The sequence below is a fragment of the Citrobacter enshiensis genome, from assembly GCF_029338175.1.
Classification (GTDB): domain Bacteria; phylum Pseudomonadota; class Gammaproteobacteria; order Enterobacterales; family Enterobacteriaceae; genus Citrobacter_D; species Citrobacter_D enshiensis.
Genome location: NZ_CP119862.1, coordinates 2,740,603 through 2,764,462, shown reverse-complemented (window position 1 = coordinate 2,764,462; position 23,860 = coordinate 2,740,603). Strand labels below are relative to the sequence as shown.

22 protein-coding genes are annotated in these 23,860 nt (G+C 55.4%); 10 read left to right on the top strand and 12 right to left on the bottom strand.

Annotated elements, in window-relative coordinates:
* Positions 1-52: 52 nt before the first annotated feature.
* Complete coding sequence (gene sppA, locus P2W74_RS13395) at positions 53-1,909, bottom strand: signal peptide peptidase SppA (RefSeq protein ID WP_276291978.1); 1,857 nt, start codon at positions 1,907-1,909, stop codon at positions 53-55.
* Positions 1,910-2,087: 178 nt separating this feature from the next.
* Between sppA and P2W74_RS13390 the strand changes: the two genes are divergently transcribed.
* The 3 genes from P2W74_RS13390 to topB all read left to right on the top strand — a co-directional run bounded on the left by P2W74_RS13390 (position 2,088) and on the right by topB (position 5,744).
* Positions 2,088-2,639, top strand: coding sequence for an NAD(P)H nitroreductase (locus tag P2W74_RS13390; RefSeq protein WP_276291977.1), 552 nt, complete (start codon positions 2,088-2,090; stop codon positions 2,637-2,639).
* A 116-nt stretch (positions 2,640-2,755) separates the two neighbouring features.
* Positions 2,756-3,799, top strand: coding sequence for a selenide, water dikinase SelD (selD, locus tag P2W74_RS13385; protein ID WP_276291976.1), 1,044 nt, complete (start codon positions 2,756-2,758; stop codon positions 3,797-3,799).
* Between the two features lie 4 nt (positions 3,800-3,803).
* The gene (gene topB, locus P2W74_RS13380) at positions 3,804-5,744 is read left to right on the top strand and encodes a DNA topoisomerase III (RefSeq protein ID WP_276295193.1); all 1,941 of its coding nucleotides are present in this window, start codon (positions 3,804-3,806) and stop codon (positions 5,742-5,744) included.
* Positions 5,745-5,829: 85 nt separating this feature from the next.
* On the opposite strand, the gene gdhA is transcribed toward topB, so the two are convergent.
* Positions 5,830-7,173: an NADP-specific glutamate dehydrogenase gene (gene gdhA, locus P2W74_RS13375; protein WP_276291975.1), complete on the bottom strand. Its 1,344-nt coding sequence runs from the start codon at positions 7,171-7,173 to the stop codon at positions 5,830-5,832.
* A 236-nt stretch (positions 7,174-7,409) separates the two neighbouring features.
* Here gdhA and P2W74_RS13370 point away from each other — a divergent pair, with 236 nt between their 5' ends.
* Positions 7,410-7,688 (top strand): YnjH family protein, encoded by a 279-nt coding sequence (locus P2W74_RS13370; protein ID WP_412767191.1) that lies wholly within the window; start codon positions 7,410-7,412, stop codon positions 7,686-7,688.
* Here P2W74_RS13370 and P2W74_RS13365 read toward each other — a convergent pair.
* On the bottom strand, positions 7,648-8,061 hold the full coding sequence (locus P2W74_RS13365) for a pyrimidine (deoxy)nucleoside triphosphate diphosphatase (protein WP_276291974.1): 414 nt from the start codon (positions 8,059-8,061) through the stop codon (positions 7,648-7,650). The two genes, P2W74_RS13370 and P2W74_RS13365, sit on opposite strands and share 41 nt — an antisense overlap.
* Positions 8,062-8,148: 87 nt before the next feature.
* Here P2W74_RS13365 and P2W74_RS13360 point away from each other — a divergent pair, with 87 nt between their 5' ends.
* Positions 8,149-8,772, top strand: a complete 624-nt coding sequence (locus P2W74_RS13360; protein ID WP_276291973.1) for a CDP-alcohol phosphatidyltransferase family protein — start codon at positions 8,149-8,151, stop codon at positions 8,770-8,772.
* Positions 8,773-8,839: 67 nt separating this feature from the next.
* On the opposite strand, the gene P2W74_RS13355 is transcribed toward P2W74_RS13360, so the two are convergent.
* The 9 genes from P2W74_RS13355 to xthA all read right to left on the bottom strand — a co-directional run bounded on the left by P2W74_RS13355 (position 8,840) and on the right by xthA (position 17,233).
* On the bottom strand, positions 8,840-10,147 hold the full coding sequence (locus P2W74_RS13355; RefSeq protein WP_276291972.1) for a rhodanese-like domain-containing protein: 1,308 nt from the start codon (positions 10,145-10,147) through the stop codon (positions 8,840-8,842).
* A gap of 87 nt (positions 10,148-10,234) precedes the next feature.
* Complete coding sequence (locus P2W74_RS13350) at positions 10,235-10,867, bottom strand: ATP-binding cassette domain-containing protein (protein ID WP_276291971.1); 633 nt, start codon at positions 10,865-10,867, stop codon at positions 10,235-10,237.
* Positions 10,867-12,402 carry an ABC transporter permease family protein gene (locus P2W74_RS13345; RefSeq protein WP_276291970.1) on the bottom strand — a complete coding sequence of 512 codons (1,536 nt, stop codon included), beginning with the start codon at positions 12,400-12,402 and terminating at the stop codon, positions 10,867-10,869. Before P2W74_RS13345 ends, P2W74_RS13350 begins: the two co-directional genes overlap by 1 nt.
* Positions 12,375-13,541, bottom strand: a complete 1,167-nt coding sequence (locus P2W74_RS13340) for an ABC transporter substrate-binding protein (RefSeq protein WP_276291969.1) — start codon at positions 13,539-13,541, stop codon at positions 12,375-12,377. Before P2W74_RS13340 ends, P2W74_RS13345 begins: the two co-directional genes overlap by 28 nt.
* 12 nt (positions 13,542-13,553) lie before the next feature.
* Complete coding sequence (locus P2W74_RS13335; RefSeq protein ID WP_276291968.1) at positions 13,554-14,120, bottom strand: carboxymuconolactone decarboxylase family protein; 567 nt, start codon at positions 14,118-14,120, stop codon at positions 13,554-13,556.
* Entirely contained in the window at positions 14,120-14,827 is a 708-nt protein-coding gene (locus P2W74_RS13330; RefSeq protein WP_276291967.1) for a TVP38/TMEM64 family protein, read from the bottom strand. The genes P2W74_RS13335 and P2W74_RS13330 overlap by 1 nt, the downstream gene beginning before the upstream one ends.
* A gap of 15 nt (positions 14,828-14,842) precedes the next feature.
* Complete coding sequence (locus P2W74_RS13325) at positions 14,843-15,526, bottom strand: YdjY domain-containing protein (RefSeq protein WP_276291966.1); 684 nt, start codon at positions 15,524-15,526, stop codon at positions 14,843-14,845.
* 4 nt (positions 15,527-15,530) lie between these two features.
* Positions 15,531-16,253 carry a TVP38/TMEM64 family protein gene (locus P2W74_RS13320; RefSeq protein WP_276291965.1) on the bottom strand — a complete coding sequence of 241 codons (723 nt, stop codon included), beginning with the start codon at positions 16,251-16,253 and terminating at the stop codon, positions 15,531-15,533.
* Between the two features lie 173 nt (positions 16,254-16,426).
* Positions 16,427-17,233, bottom strand: a complete 807-nt coding sequence (gene xthA, locus P2W74_RS13315) for an exodeoxyribonuclease III (RefSeq protein ID WP_276291964.1) — start codon at positions 17,231-17,233, stop codon at positions 16,427-16,429.
* Positions 17,234-17,678: 445 nt separating this feature from the next.
* Here xthA and astC point away from each other — a divergent pair, with 445 nt between their 5' ends.
* The 5 genes from astC to astE are packed head-to-tail and all read left to right on the top strand — an operon-like array spanning position 17,679 to position 23,706.
* Complete coding sequence (gene astC, locus P2W74_RS13310; protein WP_276291963.1) at positions 17,679-18,899, top strand: succinylornithine/acetylornithine transaminase; 1,221 nt, start codon at positions 17,679-17,681, stop codon at positions 18,897-18,899.
* Positions 18,896-19,930 carry an arginine N-succinyltransferase gene (gene astA, locus P2W74_RS13305; protein ID WP_276291962.1) on the top strand — a complete coding sequence of 345 codons (1,035 nt, stop codon included), beginning with the start codon at positions 18,896-18,898 and terminating at the stop codon, positions 19,928-19,930. The genes astC and astA overlap by 4 nt, the downstream gene beginning before the upstream one ends.
* Positions 19,927-21,405 carry a succinylglutamate-semialdehyde dehydrogenase gene (gene astD / locus P2W74_RS13300; protein ID WP_276291961.1) on the top strand — a complete coding sequence of 493 codons (1,479 nt, stop codon included), beginning with the start codon at positions 19,927-19,929 and terminating at the stop codon, positions 21,403-21,405. The genes astA and astD overlap by 4 nt, the downstream gene beginning before the upstream one ends.
* Positions 21,402-22,745 carry an N-succinylarginine dihydrolase gene (gene astB / locus P2W74_RS13295; protein ID WP_276291960.1) on the top strand — a complete coding sequence of 448 codons (1,344 nt, stop codon included), beginning with the start codon at positions 21,402-21,404 and terminating at the stop codon, positions 22,743-22,745. Before astD ends, astB begins: the two co-directional genes overlap by 4 nt.
* Positions 22,738-23,706 carry a succinylglutamate desuccinylase gene (gene astE / locus P2W74_RS13290; RefSeq protein ID WP_276291959.1) on the top strand — a complete coding sequence of 323 codons (969 nt, stop codon included), beginning with the start codon at positions 22,738-22,740 and terminating at the stop codon, positions 23,704-23,706. Before astB ends, astE begins: the two co-directional genes overlap by 8 nt.
* Positions 23,707-23,860: the final 154 nt, after the last annotated feature.

The window sequence follows — 23,860 nt, the reverse complement described above, 5'->3', positions numbered from 1 at the left end:
TATTTTCTTCTGGATCATAAAAACCCCTCTTCATGTGAAGAGGGGTTGATGATTAGCGAACGTTCGCGCAGGTTAAACAGAACGCATAACGGTTTTGTGGATCATTAAACGCCGCCAGTTTGTCGCTCTCTGCTTTTACTACGTTTGCCGCAGAGACCAGCGGGGCTGGCAGCATCGCCTGAATCGCTTCTGGCAACATTGCGCGAACCGAGCCTGACATGCTGTCCATGACCATATCAAAGACGGTTGGCTCATCCTGATAGTAATCAATATGCCATTGCTTGAGTTTGGCCAGTTCAGCGGCTTTGGCAATCGCATCGTCAAAGTCGCCCAGACTGTCGACCAGACCGTTGGCTTTCGCATCCTGTCCGGTCCAGACATGGCCCTGCGCAATCTTATCAATTTGCTCCGGCGTGCTCTTACGCGCATCTGCCACCAGGGTGATAAAGCGTTTGTAGCCGTTCTCAATACTCAGTTGTATCATCTGCTGCACTTCCGGCGGCAGGGCTTTGGTCATCGACAGATCCGCCAGCGGAGAGGTGGCGACGCCGTCAGTATGGATGCCAATGGAATCCAGACTGTTTTCAACGGTGTTGATCACCCCGAAGATACCGATAGAACCGGTCAGGGTGCTGGGGTTGGCCACAATATAGCTGGCAGGCGTTGAGATCCAATAACCGCCGGAAGCGGCCATACCCCCCATTGAAACTACCACAGGCTTACCTGCCGCTTTCGCTGCCGCCAGTTCTGCACGGATCACTTCGGAGGCGCTGACGCTACCGCCAGGACTGTTGACGCGCAAGACGATCGCTTTCACTTTAGGATCCAGACGCGCATCGCGGATCTGCGAGGCAGTGGTGTCGCCACCGACATTCCCCGGAGTCTCTTCGCCATCCATGATGGCGCCATTCGCGAAGACCACGCCAATGCTGTCGCCGGTCTCTGCAGGGGGATTCAGCGAGTAATCGTAATAGCTGATGGCGCGGTAATTATTTTCCTTTTTGCTCCAGCCAAACTGTTTGGTCAGCGCTTTTTCCACTTCGGCGCTGGAGGCCAGCGCATCCACCAGTTTGCTATCCAGTGCGTATTTCGCCGTATCGCCATCCACTTTGCTCAACCCGTCGAGCATGGCCTGTGCGCCTGGGAATACCTGCTGGGCAGGGATCTGACGGTTTGCGGCAACGGTATTCAGGTAGTTTTGCCACAGTTCGCCAATCCAGCGACTGTCCGCTTCTCGCGCGGCCGGAGACATATCGTCACGGATAAATGGTTCCACGGCGGATTTATAGGTCCCGACGCGGAAAACATGGGTGGAGACTTTCAGCTTATCCAGCAGTGATTTGTAATACAGGCCATTGGTGGCAAATCCGTGCAAATCGACGGCGCCTTGCGGTGAGAGCCAAACCTTATTCGCGAAGCTCGCCAGGTAATACTGCCCCTGAGTGTAGTTATCGCCCACGGCAAAAACGGGCTTACCGCTGTCGCGGAACTCACGCAGCGCCTTACCGATATACTGCATGGAAGGTTGATCCGCCCCAGCGAAATTTTTCAGGTCCATCACGATGCCGGTAATATTGCGGTCGTCTTTCGCCTGGCGAATCGTATTTACGATATCAAACAGCGAATTTTCCTGCAGTCGGTCAGAACTAGCGCCAAAAAACTGACGACCCAGAATGCCCAGGCGGTTGGTACTGGAGGGTTTATCGACGATCACGCCGGAAATATCCAACAGCAGCGCGCCACGCGCCGTTTGCTCGCTGGTATGACTGCTGCTGACCTGCATCCAGATGCCCACACCCACCAACACCAGCAGAATAAAGAACAGGTTAAGCACCAGTTCACGAACGAAATTCAGCAGTCGCCACGTCCATTTAAAAAATCCGGCAATAAATCGCCACAGGGTTCGCATGTATACTCCCTAACCAAAGAAACACAACGCCATTCTCACCGTACCTGAAGAAAGCGCTAAGATGAGGCTATCGTAATGACCCAACCGGCTCTTGTCAGCAGGAATCACTGCCTGTGCTGTAACAAAATCTGCTCACGTGTTAATTTTGTGAATTAACATCATTGTTGGAGTTAACTAAATGGATGCTCTCGAATTACTTGTTAACCGCCGTAGCGCCTCTCGCCTGGCCGAACCCGCTCCCGCCGGTGAACAACTGCAAAACATTCTGCGGGCGGGCATGCGCGCGCCGGACCACAAATCTCTGCAACCCTGGCGTTTTTTTGTGATTGAAGGCGAAGGTCGCGAACGTTTTAGCGCCACGCTGGAGAAAGCAGCCATGGTGGAAGAAGGGGATGAAAAAGCCGTTGAGAAAGCCCGTTCCGCACCGTTTCGCGCGCCGCTGATCATCGCCGTGGTGGCGAAGTGCGAAGAGAACCACAAAGTGCCGGTCTGGGAGCAACAGATGTCAGCGGGCTGTGCGGTGATGGCGATGCAGATGGCGGCGATCGCGCAAGGCTTCAATGGGATCTGGCGCAGTGGCGCATTAACGGAAAGCCCGGTCGTGCGCGATGCTTTTCAGTGCCGGGCGCAGGATAAAATTGTGGGATTTCTCTATCTGGGGACGCCGCAACTGAAAGCCTCGACGAGCATTAACCTGCCGGATCCGACCCCCTTCGTCCGTTATTTTTGAGATATTCGACGAAACTGTCTGGATTATGAGCAAAGACGCCGGAATTCAGACAGTCACTCTTATCACATCACAGAATGAGCGTTACCATAGTCGGATTGCAATGACAGGAGATGTCCATGAGCGAGCAAAACATTCGTTTAACGCAATACAGCCACGGAGCCGGTTGCGGTTGTAAAATTTCCCCCAAAGTGTTGGAAACCATCCTGCACAGCGAGCAGGCGAAGTTTGTCGACCCGAACCTGCTTGTGGGTAACGAAACCCGCGATGATGCGGCGGTATACGATCTGGGTAATGGCACCAGTATTATCAGTACCACTGACTTCTTTATGCCTATCGTCGATAACCCGTTCGATTTTGGTCGCATTGCGGCGACCAACGCCATTAGCGATATTTTTGCGATGGGCGGCAAACCGATTATGGCGATCGCGATTTTGGGATGGCCGATCAATACGCTGTCTCCGGAGATCGCCCGGGAAGTCACTGAAGGCGGGCGTTTTGCCTGTACACAAGCCGGTATCGCGCTGGCGGGCGGTCACTCCATTGATGCGCCGGAGCCGATTTTTGGCCTGGCCGTCACCGGCGTTGTGCCTACTGAGCGCGTGAAAAAGAACAGTACCGCGCAGCCCGGGTGCAAGTTGTTCCTCACCAAACCGCTGGGGATTGGCGTACTGACCACCGCAGAGAAAAAATCACTGCTGAAGCCGGAACATCAGGGACTGGCGACCGAAGTGATGTGCCGAATGAATATTGCAGGCGCAGCGTTTGCCAATATCGACGGCGTGAAGGCGATGACCGATGTGACCGGTTTTGGTTTGCTGGGGCACTTAAGCGAGATGTGTCAGGGCGCAGGCGTACAGGCGCAAATTGATTATCAGGATGTGCCAAAACTGCCGGGGGTTGAAGAGTATATTCAACTGGGCGCAGTGCCAGGCGGTACGGAACGCAACTATGCCAGCTACGGGCATTTGATGGGCGAGATGCCGCACGCGGTACGTTCTCTGTTGTGCGATCCGCAAACCTCTGGTGGACTGTTGTTGGCGGTGACGCCGGAATCCGAAGCGGAAGTGAAAGCGACCGCGGCGGAGTTTGGTATCGATCTGACCGCCATCGGTGAGCTGGTTGAAGCACGTGGCGGACGCGCCATGGTCGAGATCCGTTAAGTCGATGCGGTTGTATATTGCCGAAAAACCGAGTCTGGCCCGCGCCATTGCGGATGTGCTGCCAAAGCCGCATCGCAAAGGCGATGGTTTTATTGAATGCGGAAATGGGCAAGTGGTGACCTGGTGTATCGGTCACCTGCTTGAACAAGCGCAGCCCGACGCGTATGACAGTCGTTATGCGCGCTGGAGCTTAGCCGATCTTCCGATAGTGCCGGAAAAATGGCAGTTGCAACCGCGTCCTTCCGTGACGAAGCAGCTCAACGTCATCAAACGGTTCTTGCATGAAGCCAGCGAAGTGATTCACGCGGGAGACCCCGATCGCGAAGGGCAGTTGCTGGTGGATGAAGTGCTGGATTACCTGCAACTGGCCCCGGAAAAGCGCCATCAGGTGCAACGTTGTTTGATCAACGATCTCAACCCGCAGGCGGTCGAACGGGCGATTGAACGTCTGCGTTCCAATAGCGAATTTGTGCCGCTGTGCGTCTCGGCGCTGGCGCGTGCGCGGGCCGACTGGCTGTACGGCATCAACATGACCCGCGCGTATACCATTCTGGGGCGCAACGCCGGTTATCAGGGCGTTCTCTCGGTGGGGCGCGTACAGACGCCGGTTCTTGGGCTGGTGGTGCGCCGCGATGAAGAGATCGAAAATTTCGTCGCCAAAGATTTCTTTGAGGTTAAGGCGCATATTGTGACGCCGGCCGATGAACGGTTCACCGCCCTCTGGCAACCCAGCGAAGCCTGTGAACCGTATCAGGACGAAGAAGGGCGTTTACTTCATCGCCCGCTGGCGGAACACGTGGTAAACCGTATCAACGGGCAGCCCGCGGTGGTCACCAGTTATAACGATAAACGGGAATCAGAATCAGCGCCGCTACCGTTTTCACTCTCCGCCTTGCAGATTGAAGCCGCCAAACGCTTCGGCCTGAGCGCGCAGAATGTGCTCGATATTTGCCAGAAGCTGTATGAAACCCACAAGCTTATTACCTACCCACGTTCCGACTGTCGCTATCTGCCGGAAGAACATTTTGCCGGACGTCATGCGGTACTGAACGCCATCAGCGTCCATGCGTCGGATCTGCTGCCGCAGCCTGCGGTCAATCCGGATACCCGTAACCGCTGCTGGGATGACAAAAAAGTCGATGCGCACCACGCCATCATCCCGACCGCGCGTAGCTCATCGATCTCGCTAAACGACAACGAAGCGAAGGTCTACAACCTGATTGCGCGCCAGTATCTGATGCAGTTCTGCCCGGATGCGGTGTTCCGCAAGTGCGTGATTGAACTGGACATTGCGAAGGGTAAATTTATTGCCAAAGCCCGGTTCCTGGCGGAAGCGGGGTGGCGCACGCTGCTGGGTAATAAAGAACGTGATGAAGAGAACGACGGCACGCCGCTGCCGGTGGTCGCGAAAGACGATGAGCTTTTATGCGAGAAAGGTGAAGTGGTCGAGCGTCAGACGCAACCGCCACGCCACTTTACGGATGCGACTTTGCTCTCGGCAATGACCGGTATCGCTCGCTTTGTGCAGGACAAAGATCTGAAAAAGATCCTGCGTGCAACCGACGGTCTGGGCACCGAGGCGACTCGTGCCGGTATCATTGAGTTACTGTTTAAACGCGGTTTTTTGATCAAAAAAGGGCGCTACATTCACTCTACTGATGCCGGTAAAGCGTTGTTTCACTCGCTGCCGGAAATGGCGACCCGACCCGATATGACCGCGCACTGGGAGTCGATCCTGACGCAAATCAGTGAGAAACAGTGTCGTTATCAGGATTTTATGCAGCCGTTGGTCGGAACGCTCTACCAACTGATTGACCAGGCGAAGCGTACGCCGGTAAGGCGTTTTCGGGGAATCGTTGCACCCGGCGGCGGCGAGAAGAAAAAGTCCGCGCCGCGTAAACGTACGGCGAAAAAAAGCCCGCCATCAGCAGAAGCGGGCCTGTAATGTGTAGGCCTGATAAGTCGTCGTAGGCCGGATAAGGCAGTTATGCCGCCATCCGGCATTGTCTGATGGTCAGACCGACAGAACGTTAAATCACGCCCTGCGCCAGCATCGCGTCAGCCACTTTGACGAAGCCCGCAATGTTTGCGCCACGAACATAGTTGGTATGTTTATTTTCACCGCCGTACTCCACGCACGCGTGGTGAATATCCAACATAATGTGGTGCAAACGTGCATCCACTTTTTCTGCCTTCCAGCTTAAACGCGCGGCGTTTTGCGCCATCTCCAGCCCGGAGGTCGCCACACCACCTGCGTTAGCCGCTTTACCCGGCGCGAACAGTACGCCCGCTTCCAGGAACAGATCGGTGGCTTCGATGGTGGTCGGCATGTTTGCGCCTTCCGCCACGGCTTTCACGCCATTGGCGATAAGCTGGCGAGCGGCATCGACATCCAGCTCATTTTGCGTAGCGCATGGCAGGGCGATATCGACCGGAACTGACCACGGCTGTTTGCCTTCCAGATAGGTCAGGCCAAACTCACGCGCGTAGTCGGCGACGCGCCCATCGCGACTGTCTTTGATGGCGCACAGGCGCGCCAGTTTTTCTGTGGTAAAGCCGCTTTCGTCAACGACGGTACCGCTGGAATCGGAGGCGGTGACCACACGCGCGCCAAACTCCATCGCTTTTTCAATGGCAAATTGCGCCACGTTGCCAGAGCCGGAAACCGCCACGCGCATCCCTTCAAACCCGAGACCGTGGCGTTTGAGCATCGCTTCGGTGAAGTAGACCAGACCATAACCGGTCGCTTCCGGGCGGATCAAACTTCCGCCGAAGGAGAGACCTTTGCCCGTAAAGACACAGGCGCTATTGTTGGAGAGTTTGCGCATCATGCCAGCCATAAAGCCCACTTCACGCCCGCCTACGCCGATATCACCGGCGGGTACATCCGTATCCGGCCCCAAATGACGATACAGTTCGGTCATCAGCGCCTGGCAGAAACGCATCACTTCGCCTTCACTTTTGCCTTTCGGGTCAAAATCGCTCCCGCCTTTACCGCCGCCCATTGGCAGTGTGGTAAGGGCGTTTTTAAAGGTTTGCTCGAAGCCGAGGAATTTCAGAATCGACAGGTTAACCGAAGGGTGGAAACGCATCCCGCCCTTATAAGGACCGATCGCTGCGTTAAACTGTACGCGCCAGGCCCGGTTGACCTGAACCTGATTGCGGTCGTCCAGCCAGACAACGCGAAACTGGATCACACGTTCCGGCTCAACCAGACGTTCCAGCAATGACATTTGGCGATAACGGGGATTCTGCTCAAGGAAGGGCCACAGGGTGGTCATGACTTCACGAACGGCCTGCGCGAACTCGGTTTGATTCGGGTCGCGCTTTTGAACATGGTTGAGAAACGACTCCAGAGAACATGTCTGATCCATAGATTTAAAAACCTCTTATATTTTAATGTGGTTGTAATTGTGTTTTATGTGAATAGGTGTTTGCAGATTTTGAATATAACATCAGCAATGTGACGCTAAGCAAGAAAAAAATCATCGTGCTAAGCAAATTAATAACGAGACGGGCGTCATTACCAAAAGCGATGATCAGAGGGCTAAAGTTTCTGCCATTGACGACCGTTATAATGGAAGACGAGTTCAATTTAAAAGGAATGACTATGCGCCGTTTATTGATGGCCGCTGTTGCAGTGGTGCTTATGCCTTTCGCTGTACAGGCGAATGACCGTTATCGCCCGGATGTCGACGTCAACGTGCCGCCGGAGGTCTTCAGCTCCAGCGGACAGCGCCCGCAGCCCTGCAATTTGTGCTGTATCTACCAGGACCAAAACTATTCAGAAGGGGCCGTCATCAAAGCCGACGGCGTGTTGTTGCAGTGCCAGCGTGACGAGAAAACCCTCAGTACGAATCCGCTGGTCTGGTGCCGCGTAAAACCCTGAATGCCTCTAATAGCGGAATGTCTGCCGGGGCGAGAGGATAATTAAGCGCATCTTCAGGCGAACACCAGAGCAGGCGCTGGTGTTCATGCGCGCGCAACGTACCGTTAAAGTCCGGCACATGCCAGGCATGCAAATGAATTAACCGACCAGACACTTCGCGCTGATGACTGGCAATATACTGCCCAACCACCGCGTCGATCCCCAGCTCCTCCCTGAGTTCGCGCGCCAGTGCCTGTGGCTGGCTTTCACCGGACTCGACTTTTCCACCGGCAAATTCCCACATTCCGGGCTGGTCGGCGTGTTCCGGGCGCTGAGCCAGTAAAATTTTGCCATCACGTTCAATGATGGCGGCAACGACGTCGAGAGATTTCATTATATTCAACACTGTCTGACGAGAGAAAATGCCATAATATCCGCAGTTTTATCTAATCTGAAGACCTTTACACTTACGGGAGCATTTGTGCTTGATCGCTATCTTCACCCTGGAATTAAACCCCTCCTGCATCGGTGCGCCAGCCTCCTGGATAAACCGGCGATTACGCCAGACGGACTGACGCTGCTCGGTTTTGCTATCGGTGTCCTGGCCTTGCCGTTTCTGGCACTGGGCTGGTATCTGGCCGCGCTGGTCGCTATTGTGTTGAACCGTTTTCTGGATGGCCTGGACGGCGCATTAGCCAGACGCCGGGGGCTGACGGATGCGGGCGGATTTCTCGACATCTCGCTCGATTTTCTCTTTTACGCACTGGTTCCGTTTGGCTTTATTCTCGCCGCTCCGGAGCAAAATGCGCTGGCCGGTGGCTGGCTGCTGTTTGCGTTTATCGGCACGGGCAGCAGCTTTTTGGCCTTTGCCGCGCTGGCGGCGAAACATCAGATTGATAATCCCGGCTATGCGCACAAATCGTTTTACTATCTCGGCGGGTTGACGGAAGGGACGGAGACGATTCTGCTGTTTGTGTTGAGTTGTTTATTCCCAGCCTATTTTTCGTGGCTTGCGTGGGTATTCGGCGTGTTGTGCTGGATGACGACGTTGACGCGGATTTGGAGTGGCTACCTGACGCTGAAATCGCTTCAGCGTGCCGGATAAGACGTGTTGCCGGATGGCGCTACGCTTATCCGGCCTACACAACGTAGCGCCATCAGGCATTCACGATTTAGTTGCTGCTGTCCGGACCCCGCTCGCCGGTGGCGACCGGGTTTTTCGGATCGCTGCTCCACTCGTACCAGCCGCCGTCATAGACGGAGACGTTTTTCCAGCCCATCGCGCGGGCATAGATAAACGTTTCTGAGGCGCGCCAACCGGTGCCGCAGTAGAAGGAAACCTGCTGATCCGGCAGGATATTCCACTGCTTCCACATGGCGGCGATATCGTCTGCGCTACGCATGGTGCCATCCGGATTGTGGAAGTCTTCCATGTGCGTAGAGTCGCTGCCAGCGTGGCCCCAACGCGCACCGGCAATCTCGCCTTTCGGTTTGATGTAATTGTACCCGCTGGTGGTACCAATAAACTCAGGCCACGAGCGAATGCTGACCAGCGAAGCATCCTGGCGATGCAGCAGGGCGCGAGCCTGTTCCATATTCAGCATCAGCTGCGGTTGCGCCGGAATGGTGACACCAAAATCAGGTTCCGCTTTCACTTTCGGCGGTGTGCCGCGTTCTACCGGCAGGCCCGCATCGGACCAGCTTTGCCAGCCGCCATCGAGCAGGCGAACATCCTTCACACCGGCATAGAGCATGATCTGCGCGACACGCGCTGCCGCGTAAACGTCGCGACCATACAGGACAACCGTCGTATCGTGGCGGATGCCATGCTTCGCCAGCATCGCTTTAAGCTGAGCATCGGACACTTTGTTCCACAGCGGTTCGCTTTCCACTTCATTGGTATCAATGTAACCGGCGCCAGGAATGTGGCTCATCAGGTAGAACTTCGGCGCGCCCCAGCCTGCTTCGAGGACTTTCCAGTCACCGGCCGGTTTTGCCGTCACGGACTTCTGTTGCTGAAGATCGTGCAGCCACTGCGGGAAAACCAGTTGCTCAAAATGCGGTAGTCGCTGGAGGCGGGAAGGCTGTTGCAATGCATCGCTGAGGGTGGAAATCTGGTGTAAACCGGCTTTTTGCAAACGCGATTTGACGGCCTGCATGTCGGTTTCATTACCGTAAAGCGCCACCGGGGTATCGGCGTTTAACTGATGCGTCTGTAGCCAGGCGGTGAGCTGCTCATCGTTCATTTTATCGAGCCAGTTCGCGGAGAGATTCAGCGCGGAGGGTTCGTGCCCTGAGGGGCCATTGAGCGACTGTGGCCAGCCGTTGTAGAAAGCGCTTTGACGCGTATCAATGGCAGCGCCCTGTTTTTGTTGCAACTGGTGGAGGGTGAGCGCCTGCGACATTTCAGCAGCCTGCGAAGAAGCGCAAGCGAGCCCTAAAGCCAGTGCCAGCGCGGTCATTTGAGAAACACGTTTCATCGAATAGCCCGACATTGAAATAAGAGGGCGCTATTCTCTGCCTGCCGTGAGGCAAAAACTTTGCGTTAACGCAGTTTGTGCGCAAATTCACGCCCAGTCAGCCATTTGCAACACCACACCGCCCGGGGGAATATCCTGTACATCATGGCTGACCTGCACCACGGGAATTCCCTGCTGGCGTATTTCAGCAAATACCCACTGGCGAAAGGCTTCGCGAAGTTCCGTGTCCAGGCGGCTGAACGGCTCATCCAGCAATAGCGCCTGAGGTTGCGCCAGCAGCGCACGCAGCAGGGCAACGCGCGCCCGCTGACCGCCGGACAACGAGGCCGGGTCACGGTGATAAAAACCCTCCAGCCCGGCACGTTCAAGGGCTTGCTGAACGGCGTCTCGCCGCGTTGAACCTTTCAACCTGGCAGGGATCGCCAGCAGCAGGTTTTGCCCGACGCTGAAGTGATCGAACAACAAAGCATCCTGAAACAGAATGCCGATTTGTCGCTCTGCGGTGGGTAAACCATCGATGCGCCGTGTATCAAGCCACAGTTCGCCACTGGCCTGAAAATGCGAAGATATTGCCCCCACCATCCAGGAGAGCAGGGTCGATTTACCACAGCCTGACGGCCCCATTAAAGTGACAATGTCACCTTTGTCGACAGCGAAATTCATCTGTTTAAGCAGTGGCACCTGTCCCACATGCAGCGAGAGATGGCGAACAGCGAGCATTAGCGGAGTCCTTGTCGTGAATAGCCAATCCACCTTGAAATGAGCGCGGTCAGCGCGAAAACCAGCAACGGGAGCAATAGCTGCCATAACGCCTGGGCCGCCAGGATTGCGTTGCTGCCGCCGCTACTGAGCGCGACCGCTTCGGTGGTCAGTGTAGGATAGCGACCGGCGCCCAGCCAAAGTCCTGGCATATATTGGGCGATGCTGACGGAGAACCCTACCGAAAAGGCCAGCAGCGCCGGACGTACCACCAACGGACATTTAACGCAGCAGAATATCTTACCTTTTGTCCAGCCCAGCGTTTGCGCCACCAGTATCAGGCGTGGGTCGATGCGTTGCCAGGCCGGACGTAGCGCAAACAGCATCCACGGGAGAGTCCACAGCAGATGCCCCCAGATAACGGTGGCGTACTGGCCGTCCAGTTCCAGTCGCAGCGCGAGGGTATATTGCCCGGTCACCAGCGGTAGCGCCGGTAGAATGATCGGCAACCAGAGCCAGCGATGGCCACGTGCGGGTCCCCACTCCAGCCATAAAAGAATCACGATAAGTCCGATGGCGCTGGCGGCCAGGCCCAGGTACAGACTGTTGATTAACGCCTCATGGTTGACGGACGCAGGGTGAGCGATAAGCGCCAGCAGCAGGGCGCACAGCACGCCCGTTAACGGCAGCATCACCGAAAGCGTTTTGCCTGGTCGTGTCGATGAACGGCGGTGACGCACGCCGCTGATCGCGGGGAGGGTGCGTTGCCAGTAGCGCCAGAGCAGATAACCTGTCAGCGCGAAGGCAACGAGCAGTCCCACCAGCAGCAAACTGGCCAGCGCGCCTTTGATCTGTTGCTCGCTATCTCCCTGACTTAACCATTGCCAGCTTAATACCGCCAGCGTAGGAGGATTGCCTGGCCCGAGAATGATCGCCACGTCAACAACCGAGAGAGACCAGGCGACAACCGCCAGCATTACCGCCCCCAGCGCGGGCGCTACAGAAGGCAGCAGCAGCCAGTTCAGACACTGCAGACGGCTGTAACCCAGCGTATCCAGCACGATAACCTGTTGGGAAAGGTGTTTTTCGCTCAGCAGTGCCGCCAGGATCCACAGGATAAAGGCGCTCTCCTTCACCGCCAGGGTCACGCCAAGCCCGATACCATAGCGATCCAATAGCGGCGAGAAAAAAGGGAATGTCCGATACAGCCACCCGCCCTCTGCAAACAACAGCAGCGCGCTGGTGGCAAAGGCCACGTGCGGAATCGCCAGCAGCCACGGCAGACGTGCGCACAGACGCAGCCACTTCGCACCCGGCCAGAGGGCGACAATCACCGTCAGGGCAATCGCCAGCGCGCCAACCGTGGCAATGGTCACCGAGGTCAGCGTTGCCAGCAGCGCCTGTGATAGCTGCGGGTCGGCAAACAGCGCCAGCCAGTGTTTAACGGACAGCGCGGGAATGATGAGCGCGAACGCGGCGGGGACCAGCGGCGAATAGATCGCCGCTATAGTGCACCAGAGCAGCGAAATTAATGCGTACCGTAACGGCGTAGCCATTCTCGTTCCAGCGCGTTTACCCATGCAGCATGGGGTTCAGGCAGTACGGCGGGTAATCCTTCCGGGATCCGCGACTGCAGAACGTTACGTTGCGCATCCGGGAGCTTTTTCGGATCCAGCACCGAAGGGTCGCCCCAGAATGCGGGGTCGGCTTTGCGTAACTGCGCCTCAGGGGAGAGCAGAAAATTGGCGACCACCTTCGCGCCTGCGCTGGCGCGGGCATTCGCCGGGATCGTGACGAAATGCACGTTACCTATCATGCCCTGAGAAAAACCAAAACTGTAACTGGCGGCGGGGAGTTCGCCGCTGGCGATTTTTTGCTGCGCATGGGCAGGATTAAAGGTCATGGAGAGGCGCAGCACACCGGCATTGAGCAGGGCGTCCAGACGGGCAGGCGATGGCGGAAAATCAGCGCCTTTTCGCCACAACCAGGGATGCAGTGCGTCGAGATAGTGCCAGAGTGGCGCGGTAACCTCAGCAAACGTGGCGTTATCGGGGGCGATTTTCAGAGCATCAGGCTGGGTCGTCAGCGTAATAAGAAGCTGTTCCAGAAAGGCGGTACCGGTAAAGTCAGGTGGGCGCGGATAGGTCACGGTCCCTGGATGCGTTTTGGCAAATTCCAGCAACGCCTGTGGGGTTTTGGGTGGTTCGGGCGTGGTCGCGCGGTTTGCAATGAAGGTGAGCTGCGCGCCGCCCCAGGGCGATTCTGCGCCTTCAGTGGGAATGGCGAAGTCCTCGTTAACCGGTTGTTGTGTATCCACGAATCGCCAGTTTGGCAGCGTTTGCGCCCATCCGGTTTGCAGCAATCCGGCCTCTTTCAGCGTCCGAAAGTTTTCGCCATTCACCCACAGCAAATCCACCGAGCCGCCTGCTTTACGTCCGGCGGCAGACTCCGTCTGGATGCGTTTGACGGCATCGGCGGCATCGGCCAGACGGACAATTTTGAGGTTGATTGCGTAATGGGTTTTCATTTCGCCGCTCACCCAGTCGAGATACTGATTGACGGCATTATCGCCGCCCCAGGCATTGAACCAGACGGTTTGGCCTTTCGCCTCATCTTTGATCTGCTGCCAGTCGAGGGCATACGTTGGCTGGGAAAAGAGCGACAGGATCCCCAATAACCATACACAATGGCGCATATTTTCCCCTTATTATTCTGATTTCGCGTCTGATGACGGCCCGCCCGGGAGGCGACACAGGCCCTGAGCGGGAATGTCCATTGACGAGTTAAAACGCGCCGATAAATTTTGTAAGCCGATCAGTGCGGTCAGTTCCGTCAGCGCCTGCGCGTCAAAGTGGGCGGTCAGCGTGCTGCGCAGGGCGTCATCGACGCGAGGGGGGGTCATGCTGGCGGCTTCAGCATACTCGAGCGCCAGACGTTCAGACTCACTAAACAGCGGACTTTGCCGCCAGTCACTGACGGCAAACAGTTTGTCCGTACTGCCTGTGCGTTCCGCGATTTTCATGTTGGTGATATCGACACAAAATTCGCACAGGCACATTTGTGCTATTCGGGCGCTGACCAACGCGCGTAACACCGGATCCAGCGGTGAGCGTTTGCGCTCCAGATAACCCACAAACATAGAAACCAGATAGAAGATAAAGGGAATACGCCCCCACCAGCGGATCGGGCTGAGCACTTCGCCGTAATGGCGGCGATGCAGCCACGCCTGGGGACGTAAAATCAACGGGATTTTGTTCAGAGGCGGCAACCCCATCAGGAACTCCTCTTTTGACGTTCGCTATAGAATTTTCGGGCAGCAAAGACCACCACCGTCAGCGCGAACAGAATAAACAGTCCGGTCACGAACCAGAATGTCCCGCCGGTTAACAGGCTTCCTGCCCACGAATAGACAATGGTTGCCGGTAGCTGACCCAGACCCGTCGCGATGAAAAAATGACGAAAACGGATCGACGTCAGACCGGCGGCGTAACTTATTGGATCGAATGGGACAAAAGGCAGCAGACGACAGATCAGAATAGTATGTTTGCCGTAACGCGCAAAAAAACCGTCCATGCTTTCCAGTACGGCTTTGCCGGTTAATTTCTCAACAACGCGACGCCCCATCACCCTGGCGATGAAAAAACAGAGGGCAGCGCCTGCCATTGCGCTTGTCCAGGAGAGCAGACCGCCCCAGAAGGCACCGAACAGCGACGCATTGGCAAAGGTGATCAGAAACGCCGGAAGCGGGGCGGCAATGGCCTGCAAGATCATCAAAATGAAAGAGACTACCGCCGCCTGGGCGCCGTACGATTGAATAAAACGTTCAATGCCCTGTTGGTCCACGGCGGCAAAGGCCGCAATACTGTGATTAATAAACGCATGAACGCCGGGAAGCAGCGCCCATGCTAACAGTAAGGCTGCCAACAGGATGATGATTCCGCTTCGGTAGTACCAGAGAATACGCGTTTTATTATCCATCATCCTTTACCTGTTAACTTATTCAGCGACGTTGAATGTCACGGTAGCCAGCGTGCCGTCTGGCGGTAATATCGAGGCGTCACCTTTAAATTTCACTTCGCCGCGTTTTTCGACCGCACCATAGGTATAGGTGGCGTTGCTGACAATGCCGACAGGACAGCTATCCAGACACACCAGGCAACCGGTTTTCATCTCTTGTGCTGCCTGCAAATTACCGCCAAAGCGCATATCCAGTTTTTTGCCATTACTGTCATTGATAACGTCATTGAAGGAATATGATTTAGCCGCGCCTTCCCAGTTGACCGACATATCCAGTTTACTCCCGGCGACATGGGTGGTCTCTTTATTCTCCATCGTCATATTATCACCCGGAGTGGCACCGGCTTGTTTCAACGCGTCATACAGTGCTTTGGGATCGGCATAGCCGATAAACAGTGATTTATGACCGTTGGAGCCGCCTTTATACACAATGCCGTGGCGGGTATCGTCGGTCAGGAAGCGCCCGTTAATTTGCACCAGCAGGGTGACAGTGTGCGCCTGTGAATCGATGCGCAGCGGCTTACTCTCTGAAAGACCATCATATTCTGTCTTTTGCGCCGTTGTCGCCGCATCTGTTTTTTGATCGCAACCGCTGACTCCTGCTACGGCCAAAAAGCACAGCGCCGTGAATCCTTTTTTCCATGTCGTTGTATGATGTTGCATCTCTCTATCCTTTCGTATTATTCGATGAGTAGGTTGGTGGGCTGTTCGGTGTATCGGAAGCATGCAGATCAACCCGTTTATGTCGGGCATATATTTTGGCAAGCTGAATTAAAATAAATAATGACAGACCTGCCAGACAGAGTTTCACAATAAAGACCGTCGAGACCCCTTCGCTGGCGAGTTCACTGGCCATCAGGGTATATATCAACAGTCCGGGTAAGGTGGTGATGGCGGAAATAAACGTAAAAGGCCAGAATGAGATAGCCGTCAGGCCGTAAGCATAATTTTGAATATTATAGGGAAATAATGGAATCAAACGCGTAAGGATTAAAAAATCAGTACCGCTGTGGGCGATCCCTTTTTCAATCGCCTGAAATACGGGCGTGTGGCCGACGTATTTCAGCAGCAGATCTCTGCCCAGCCAGCGGGCAAGCAGAAAAGACAGTGCGGAGGCCAGGGTTGCCGCCACCAGGGAGAGCAGCGTTCCCCAAAGGGGACCAAATACCACACCGCCAACAATGACCAGTACGCTACCGGGCATCAGACAGAGCGTGGCAATAATAAATAACAGAATATACAGGATGTAACCAGGCGTGCCGCTTTGGCGAACGATTTCTTGCAGATGGGGTAAATTAACGACTAAATCAAAGAATCCGCATGAATGAATAGCGTAAACCACAATGCCAAATAACAGACAGGCGATCGGTAATTTACACTCGGCTTTCATCGCAGCGATTTCCTATATCAAGACTTGATAATAGAGAGTTTGTCGGGAAACAAAAAACGATTGTGACAGTATAATAAACGGCAGTAAGTCACAAATTCTTACTGCCGTTTTGTTGATTTTACTCAATATATTTCACGTCCTCGCCCGCGTAGCCGCCAGGACGTCAGCATGATTTATCCGCGAAAGGTGGCCCAGATTGGCGCATGGTCGGAGGGTTTTTCCATGCTACGGATTTCATAGTCAATGCCCGTTTCTACGCAGCGTTCTGCCAGCGGATTACTCGCTAACAGAAGATCTATGCGCAGGCCACGGTTATCGTCAAATCCTTTCGAGCGGTAATCAAACCACGAGAATTTGTCGACGGTTTCTGGATTTGCCTGGCGGAAGGTGTCAACCAGACCCCAGTTCATCAGCCTTGCCATCCATTCGCGCTCTTCCGGCAGGAAGGAACACTTACCGGTGCGCAGCCAGCGTTTGCGGTTCTCTTCACCAATACCGATGTCCAGATCGGACGGGCTGATATTCATATCGCCCATGATCAGCACGGGATTCTCTTGTTTTAGCTCAGTTTCCAGATAGTTTTGCAGGTTCTGGTAAAACTGCGCTTTTGCCGGGAATTTCAACGGGTGGTCGCGGCTTTCGCCCTGAGGGAAATAGCCGTTAATGACGGTGATATTTCCCAGTGGAGAGGGGATTTCCGCCATGATAATCCGGCGTTGTGCTTCTTCGTCGTCTTGCGGGAAGCCACGGCGCACGGAAATCGGCGTCTCTTTGGTCAGCAGCGCTACGCCGTAATGGCCCTTTTGCCCATGATAGAAGACGTTGTAGCCCAGTTTTGCCACCTCTTCGAGAGGGAACATGTCGTCGTGAACTTTTGTCTCCTGTAAGCCAATAACATCCGGTTGGTGTTTTTCGACAATGGCTGCCAGTTGATGAGGGCGGGCTCGCAGGCCGTTGATATTAAAAGAGACAAATTTCATAGTTGCTGCCACTTTGTAAGGTGAATAGTGCAAGGATGTTAGCAGAAATTAGGCTAACTGACTGCCACTTGTCGTGAGATTACGGCGATGGGTGCGAATGGCATTAACAATGGCGCAAAAAATGCACTGTTTTAGGGCGCACTGCGTCAGAATGAGGCAGTCATTTCCGATAAATTTCGTATACGATCACAATTCCAGAATTATATTTGGCAACTGAATAATATTGCGTTTTTTCCTCTCCATACTCACCGGATACGCAAACATATTCACTTTTTATGCAATTAAAGTGAATATCGCTGGGTCGTAACCGTTTGATTTTCCGTTCTCATCTCCCGTTTATGCATTTTTAGCACTGGCTGGCACGAACTCTGCAATCTACATTTACAGCGCAAACACTCATATTTATTAACATAAAAATAACTTTTAATTTACCCAAGAGGTCGCTATGTCTCTGTCAGTTACGCGTGAAAACTTTGATGAATGGATGATGCCCGTATACGCACCCGCACCTTTTATTCCGGTTCGTGGGGAGGGCTCGCGCTTGTGGGATCAGCAGGGTAAAGAGTATATCGACTTCGCGGGGGGGATCGCCGTTAACGCGCTGGGGCATGCGCATCCGGCATTGCGTGAGGCATTGAATGAACAGGCGGCAAAATTCTGGCATGTCGGTAATGGTTACACCAATGAACCCGTGCTGAGACTGGCAAAGCAGCTGATTGATGCCACCTTTGCCGAACGTGTCTTCTTCTGTAACTCAGGGGCAGAAGCGAACGAAGCGGCGTTAAAACTGGCGCGCAAGTACGCTCATGACCATTTTGGCAGCCACAAAAGTGGGATCGTCGCGTTCAAGAATGCGTTCCACGGGCGGACGCTGTTCACTGTCAGCGCAGGTGGACAACCGGCCTATTCGCAGGATTTTGCACCGCTGCCGCCGGACATTCGTCACGCCGTGTATAACGACCTCAATTCGGCCAGTGAACTGATCGACGACACCACCTGCGCCGTGATTGTGGAGCCGATGCAGGGTGAAGGCGGTGTGCTGCCTGCGACGAAAGAATTTTTGCAGGGGCTTCGCGAACTGTGCGAGCGCCACAATGCATTGTTGATTTTTGATGAAGTGCAAACCGGCGTGGGGCGTACGGGCGAACTCTATGCCTATATGCATTACGGCGTGACGCCGGATCTGCTGACCACCGCGAAAGCGCTTGGCGGTGGTTTCCCCATTGGCGCGCTATTGACCACAAAACGGTGTGCCAGCGTGATGACGGTGGGTACCCACGGCACGACCTACGGCGGTAATCCGCTGGCGTCGGCGGTGGCCGGAAAATTACTGGATATCGTTAATACTCCTGAGATGCTCAATGGCGTCAAACAGCGTCACGACTGGTTTGTTGAAAGGCTGAATGCCATCAACGCCCGTTTTGGGTTGTTCAGCGAAATCCGTGGTCTGGGGTTGCTGATTGGTTGTGTGCTGACGGCCGAATATGCCGGAAAAGCTAAACTGATCGCACAGGAAGCGGCACAAGCCGGTGTCATGGTGCTGATTGCGGGTGGCAACGTGGTGCGTTTCGCCCCTGCGCTTAACGTCAGCGCAGAAGAAGTGTCTACCGGGTTGGATCGCTTCTCGCTGGCCTGCGAACGTATTAAAGCAGGGGGTTCATCATGATGGTGATCCGTCCCATCGAACGCGCGGATATTACCGCGCTGATGAAGCTTGCCGCGAAAACCGGCGGCGGGCTGACCTCGTTACCGGCGAATGAAGAGACGCTGATTGCGCGTATCGATCGCGCATTAAAGACCTGGCAGGGTGAATTGCCAAAAAGCGAGCAGGGCTACGTATTTGTGCTGGAAGAGAGTGAAACCGGCGCGGTGGCGGGCATTTGCGCCATTGAAGTGGCGGTGGGGCTGAATGACCCCTGGTATAACTACCGGGTCGGGACGCTGGTACATGCGTCGAAAGAGTTGAATGTTTACAACGCATTGCCGACGCTTTTTCTCAGCAATGACCATACCGGCAGCAGCGAACTGTGTACGCTATTTCTCGACCCGGACTGGCGCAAAGAGGGGAACGGGTATCTGCTCTCGAAATCGCGATTTATGTTCATGGCGGCATTTCGCGACAAGTTCAACGAGAAAGTGGTCGCTGAAATGCGCGGTGTGATCGACGAGCATGGCTATTCTCCGTTCTGGCAGAGCCTTGGGAAACGCTTTTTCTCGATGGAGTTTAGCCGGGCCGATTTTCTGTGTGGAACGGGGCAGAAAGCGTTTATTGCCGAACTGATGCCCAAGCATCCTATTTATACGCACTTTCTTTCGGACGAGGCGCAGGCGGTGATCGGCGAGGTGCATCCGCAGACCGCGCCCGCTCGCGCGGTGCTCGAGAAAGAAGGTTTCCGCTACCGGAACTATATCGATATTTTTGACGGTGGCCCGACGCTTGAATGCGATATTGATCGTGTACGCGCGATCCGCAAAAGCCGACTGGTGGAGGTTGTTGAAGGGCAGCCTGCGCAGGGTGAGTTTCCTGCCTGCCTGGTCGCCAATGAAAACTACCACCATTTTCGCGCCACGTTGATACGTACCGATCCGGACACACAGCGTCTGGTGCTGACCGCAGCGCAATTAGATGCGCTGAAATGCCACGCGGGAGATAAGGTTCGTCTGGTGCGCCTGTGCGCTGAGGAGAAAAAAGTATGACGCTATGGATTAACGGCGACTGGATAACCGGTCAGGGAGAACATCGCATTAAAAGCAACCCGGTGACCGGGGATGTCCTCTGGCAGGGCAATGATGCCGATGCGACGCAGGTTTTACAGGCGAACCGCGCGGCACGGGCGGCGTTCCCCGGCTGGGCGAAACGCGCGTTTAATGAGCGGCAGGCGGTGGTGGAGAAATTTGCGGCGTTACTGGAGAGCAATAAAGCGGAGCTCACGACCATTATTGCCCGCGAGACCGGTAAGCCCCGCTGGGAGGCGGTGACGGAAGTGACGGCAATGATCAACAAAATTGCCATTTCAGTGAAGGCCTACCACACCCGCACCGGAGAACAGCGCAGTGAACTGCCGGATGGCGCGGCGACGTTGCGCCATCGTCCGCATGGCGTCCTGGCGGTGTTTGGCCCGTACAACTTTCCCGGGCATTTGCCGAACGGCCATATCGTTCCGGCGCTGCTGGCGGGGAATACGCTGATTTTTAAACCCAGTGAGTTAACGCCGTGGACGGGCGAAGCCGTCATGCGCCTGTGGGAACAGGCCGGTTTGCCGCCGGGTGTGCTGAATATGCTGCAGGGGGGGCGCGAAACCGGGCAGGCGCTGAGCGCGCTGGACGATATTGATGGACTGCTTTTCACCGGTAGCGCGAACACCGGTTATCAACTGCACCGCCAGTTGTCCGGCCAGCCGGAAAAAATCCTCGCGCTGGAAATGGGCGGCAACAATCCGCTGATCGTTGAAGAACCTTTGGATATTGATGCGGCAGTGCATCTGACCATTCAGTCGGCGTTTGTCACTGCCGGGCAGCGCTGTACCTGCGCGCGTCGCCTGTTGGTGAAAAAAGGGGAATTGGGCGATGCGTTTCTGGCGCGTCTGGTAGAGGTCAGCCAACGGCTGACGCCAGGGGGCTGGGACGACGAACCCCAGCCCTTCATGGGGGGATTGATCTCCAGTCAGGCGGCGCGTCACGTGTATGACGCGTGGCAAAAACTTGAATCGCTGGGCGGGAATACGCTGCTGGCGCCGCGCGTGTTGAAAGAGGGCGCATCGTTGCTCTCACCAGGCATTATCGAGATGACCGGCGTGGCGAACGTGCCGGATGAAGAGGTGTTTGGCCCGCTGCTTGGGGTCTGGCGCTATGACGATTTTGATGAGGCGATTCGGCTGGCGAATAACACCCGCTTTGGATTGTCGTGCGGTCTGGTCTCGCCGGACCGTGAACAGTTTGAGCAACTGTTGCTCGAGGCGCGCGCCGGGATCGTCAACTGGAATAAGCCGTTGACCGGGGCTGCCAGTACCGCACCGTTTGGCGGCGTTGGTGCATCGGGCAACCACCGGGCGAGCGCCTGGTACGCGGCAGATTATTGTGCCTGGCCGATGGCGAGTCTTGAATCGCCGGCATTAACCTTACCCACGTCGCTCAGCCCCGGACTCGATTTTTCTGATGAGGAGCCGGTATGAAAGCGCATGAAGTCAATTTCGACGGCCTGGTCGGGCTGACGCACCATTATGCCGGGCTGTCATTCGGCAATGAGGCGTCGACCCGTCATCGTTTTCAGGTGTCAAATCCACGGCTGGCGGCGAAGCAGGGGCTATTAAAGATGAAGGCGCTGGCGGACGCCGGATTTGTGCAGGCGGTGATCCCGCCGCATGAGCGTCCGTATCTTCCCGTGCTCCGTCAGTTAGGGTTCACCGGCAGTGACGAGCAGGTGCTTGAAAAAGTAGCGCGCCAGGCCCCGCAATGGCTCTCCCGCGCCAGTTCAGCTTCACCGATGTGGGTGGCTAATGCGGCGACAGTATGCCCTTCGGCAGATGCGCTGGATGGCAAAGTGCATTTCACCGTCGCCAATCTGAACAACAAATTCCATCGCTCTCTGGAAGCGTCGACCACCGCATCATTATTACGGGCGATATTTCGCGATAAGCAGTTTTTTTCCGTCCACAACGCGCTGCCTCAGGTGGCGCTGTTGGGCGATGAAGGTGCTGCGAACCATAATCGTCTGGGGGGGGATTACGGCGAGCCTGGTGTGCAACTGTTTGTTTACGGATGTGAAGAGGGGAATACCTTACGGCCAACGCGCTATCCGGCACGGCAAACGCGTGAGGCCAGCGACGCTGTGGCGCGGCTGAATCAGGTGAATCCCCGCCAGGCTATTTTCGCCCAGCAGAATCCGGAGGTGATCGATCTTGGCGTGTTCCATAACGATGTGATTGCGGTATCTAACCGGCAGGTACTGTTTTGCCATCAGCAGGCGTTCGTGAATCAGGGCGAGCTAATGAACCGGCTGCGCTCATGCGTGGCCGACTTTACACCGATAGAGGTCGCGTCGTCTGACGTCACGGTACAGGATGCGGTTGCTACCTATCTGTTCAACAGCCAGCTGTTAAGTCGTGAAGACGGCACCATGATGCTGATTTTGCCGCAGGAATGTCGTGACCATGCGGGGGTATGGCGCTACCTGAACGGACTGCTTGACGCTGACAACCCGATAAGCGACCTGCGGGTCTTTGATTTACGTGAAAGTATGTCGAATGGCGGGGGACCAGCCTGTTTACGTTTGCGCGTGGTATTAACGCCAGAGGAACAACGGGCGGTGAATCCGTCGGTGATGATGAACGATACGCTCTTTACGGCGCTGAATCAGTGGGTGGATCGCTACTATCGCGACCGCCTGACCGCCGCCGATCTCGCCGATCCGCTGTTGCTGCGTGAGGGCCGGGAAGCGCTGGATGCGCTGACGCAGTTGCTTAACCTGGGGTCGGTCTATCCTTTCCAGCAATCAGGAGCAACGAATGGATAACTTTCTTGCGCTGACACTGGCGGGAAAACCGCCGGATATCCGGGAGGGGGAAGCCCCCGGTTTTCGCTGGCGGTGGTTAGGTCAGGGATTACTGGAGCTCACGCCTGAAACGCCCGTGGACCGAGCTCTGGTGCTTTCTGCGGGGATCCATGGCAACGAAACGGCGCCGGTGGAGATGCTGGATGCGCTGCTTTCGGCGCTCTTTCAGGGGCGACAGACGCTGCGCTGGCGACTGCTGGTGGTGCTGGGAAATCCGCAGGCGCTCTCGGTGGGGAAACGGTATTGCCACAGCGACATGAACCGGATGTTTGGCGGTCGATGGCAGGTATTTCCTGAGAGTGAAGAAACGGAGCGTACCCGCGAGCTGGAGCAGTGTCTGGAGAATTTTTTCGCCGGTGGCAGTGAACGGTTACGCTGGCATCTCGATCTGCACACCGCGATTCGCGGCTCTTATCACGTCCGGTTTGGGGTATTGCCCCAGCGATCTACTCCCTGGGAGGAGACGTTTCTCCACTGGCTGGGTGCGGCGGGTCTGGAGGCGCTGGTGTTCCATCAGGCACCGGGAGGCACGTTTACGCATTTTAGTTGTGAGCATTTCGGCGCGCTGTCCTGCACGCTGGAGCTCGGTAAGGCGCTGCCGTTTGGTCACAATGATCTCACGTTGTTTGCGCCCACCGCACAGGCGTTAGCGTCGTTGCTTGCCGGCAATCTCGTCATCGCGGGGGACTTCTCTCCAGTACGCTACCGCGTGGTGTCGCAAATTACCCGTCGCAGCGACGCGTTTGTCCTGCATATGGATAACCAGACGCTGAACTTTACGCCCTTTAAAGAAGGGACGTTATTGGCACAGGATGGCGAAGAACAGGTGATCGTCACCCATGACATTGAATATGTTCTCTTTCCCAATCCCAATGTGGCTTACGGTTTACGTGCCGGACTGATGCTGGAAAAACTGCGTTAGCGATATTTCCCCTCAGGTGTTCACCTGAGGGAATTATACGCATCAGACCGCCGGTTGCATGATTACGGATTATTCCTGGATAACTGCTTTATTAATCACCAGTGTTCCGGTATAGTTTTTCATAATCCCTTCAAAATCAGCGTATTGTAATTAT

Coding starts and splice junctions, on each gene's coding strand:
- selD (WP_276291976.1), top strand. CDS start 2,756: ATGAGCGAGCAAAACATTCGTTTAACGCAATACAGCCACGGAGCCGGT.
- P2W74_RS13370 (WP_412767191.1), top strand. CDS start 7,410: ATGCGCCGTTTATTGATGGCCGCTGTTGCAGTGGTGCTTATGCCTTTC.
- P2W74_RS13325 (WP_276291966.1), bottom strand. CDS start 15,526: ATGCAACATCATACAACGACATGGAAAAAAGGATTCACGGCGCTGTGC.
- P2W74_RS13365 (WP_276291974.1), bottom strand. CDS start 8,061: ATGAAATCTCTCGACGTCGTTGCCGCCATCATTGAACGTGATGGCAAA.
- P2W74_RS13320 (WP_276291965.1), bottom strand. CDS start 16,253: ATGAAAGCCGAGTGTAAATTACCGATCGCCTGTCTGTTATTTGGCATT.
- astB (WP_276291960.1), top strand. CDS start 21,402: ATGAAAGCGCATGAAGTCAATTTCGACGGCCTGGTCGGGCTGACGCAC.
- topB (WP_276295193.1), top strand. CDS start 3,804: ATGCGGTTGTATATTGCCGAAAAACCGAGTCTGGCCCGCGCCATTGCG.
- astD (WP_276291961.1), top strand. CDS start 19,927: ATGACGCTATGGATTAACGGCGACTGGATAACCGGTCAGGGAGAACAT.
- gdhA (WP_276291975.1), bottom strand. CDS start 7,173: ATGGATCAGACATGTTCTCTGGAGTCGTTTCTCAACCATGTTCAAAAG.
- P2W74_RS13340 (WP_276291969.1), bottom strand. CDS start 13,541: ATGCGCCATTGTGTATGGTTATTGGGGATCCTGTCGCTCTTTTCCCAG.
- P2W74_RS13350 (WP_276291971.1), bottom strand. CDS start 10,867: ATGCTCGCTGTTCGCCATCTCTCGCTGCATGTGGGACAGGTGCCACTG.
- P2W74_RS13390 (WP_276291977.1), top strand. CDS start 2,088: ATGGATGCTCTCGAATTACTTGTTAACCGCCGTAGCGCCTCTCGCCTG.
- P2W74_RS13335 (WP_276291968.1), bottom strand. CDS start 14,120: ATGGGGTTGCCGCCTCTGAACAAAATCCCGTTGATTTTACGTCCCCAG.
- astC (WP_276291963.1), top strand. CDS start 17,679: ATGTCTCTGTCAGTTACGCGTGAAAACTTTGATGAATGGATGATGCCC.
- sppA (WP_276291978.1), bottom strand. CDS start 1,909: ATGCGAACCCTGTGGCGATTTATTGCCGGATTTTTTAAATGGACGTGG.
- astA (WP_276291962.1), top strand. CDS start 18,896: ATGATGGTGATCCGTCCCATCGAACGCGCGGATATTACCGCGCTGATG.
- xthA (WP_276291964.1), bottom strand. CDS start 17,233: ATGAAATTTGTCTCTTTTAATATCAACGGCCTGCGAGCCCGCCCTCAT.
- P2W74_RS13330 (WP_276291967.1), bottom strand. CDS start 14,827: ATGATGGATAATAAAACGCGTATTCTCTGGTACTACCGAAGCGGAATC.
- astE (WP_276291959.1), top strand. CDS start 22,738: ATGGATAACTTTCTTGCGCTGACACTGGCGGGAAAACCGCCGGATATC.
- P2W74_RS13345 (WP_276291970.1), bottom strand. CDS start 12,402: ATGGCTACGCCGTTACGGTACGCATTAATTTCGCTGCTCTGGTGCACT.
- P2W74_RS13355 (WP_276291972.1), bottom strand. CDS start 10,147: ATGAAACGTGTTTCTCAAATGACCGCGCTGGCACTGGCTTTAGGGCTC.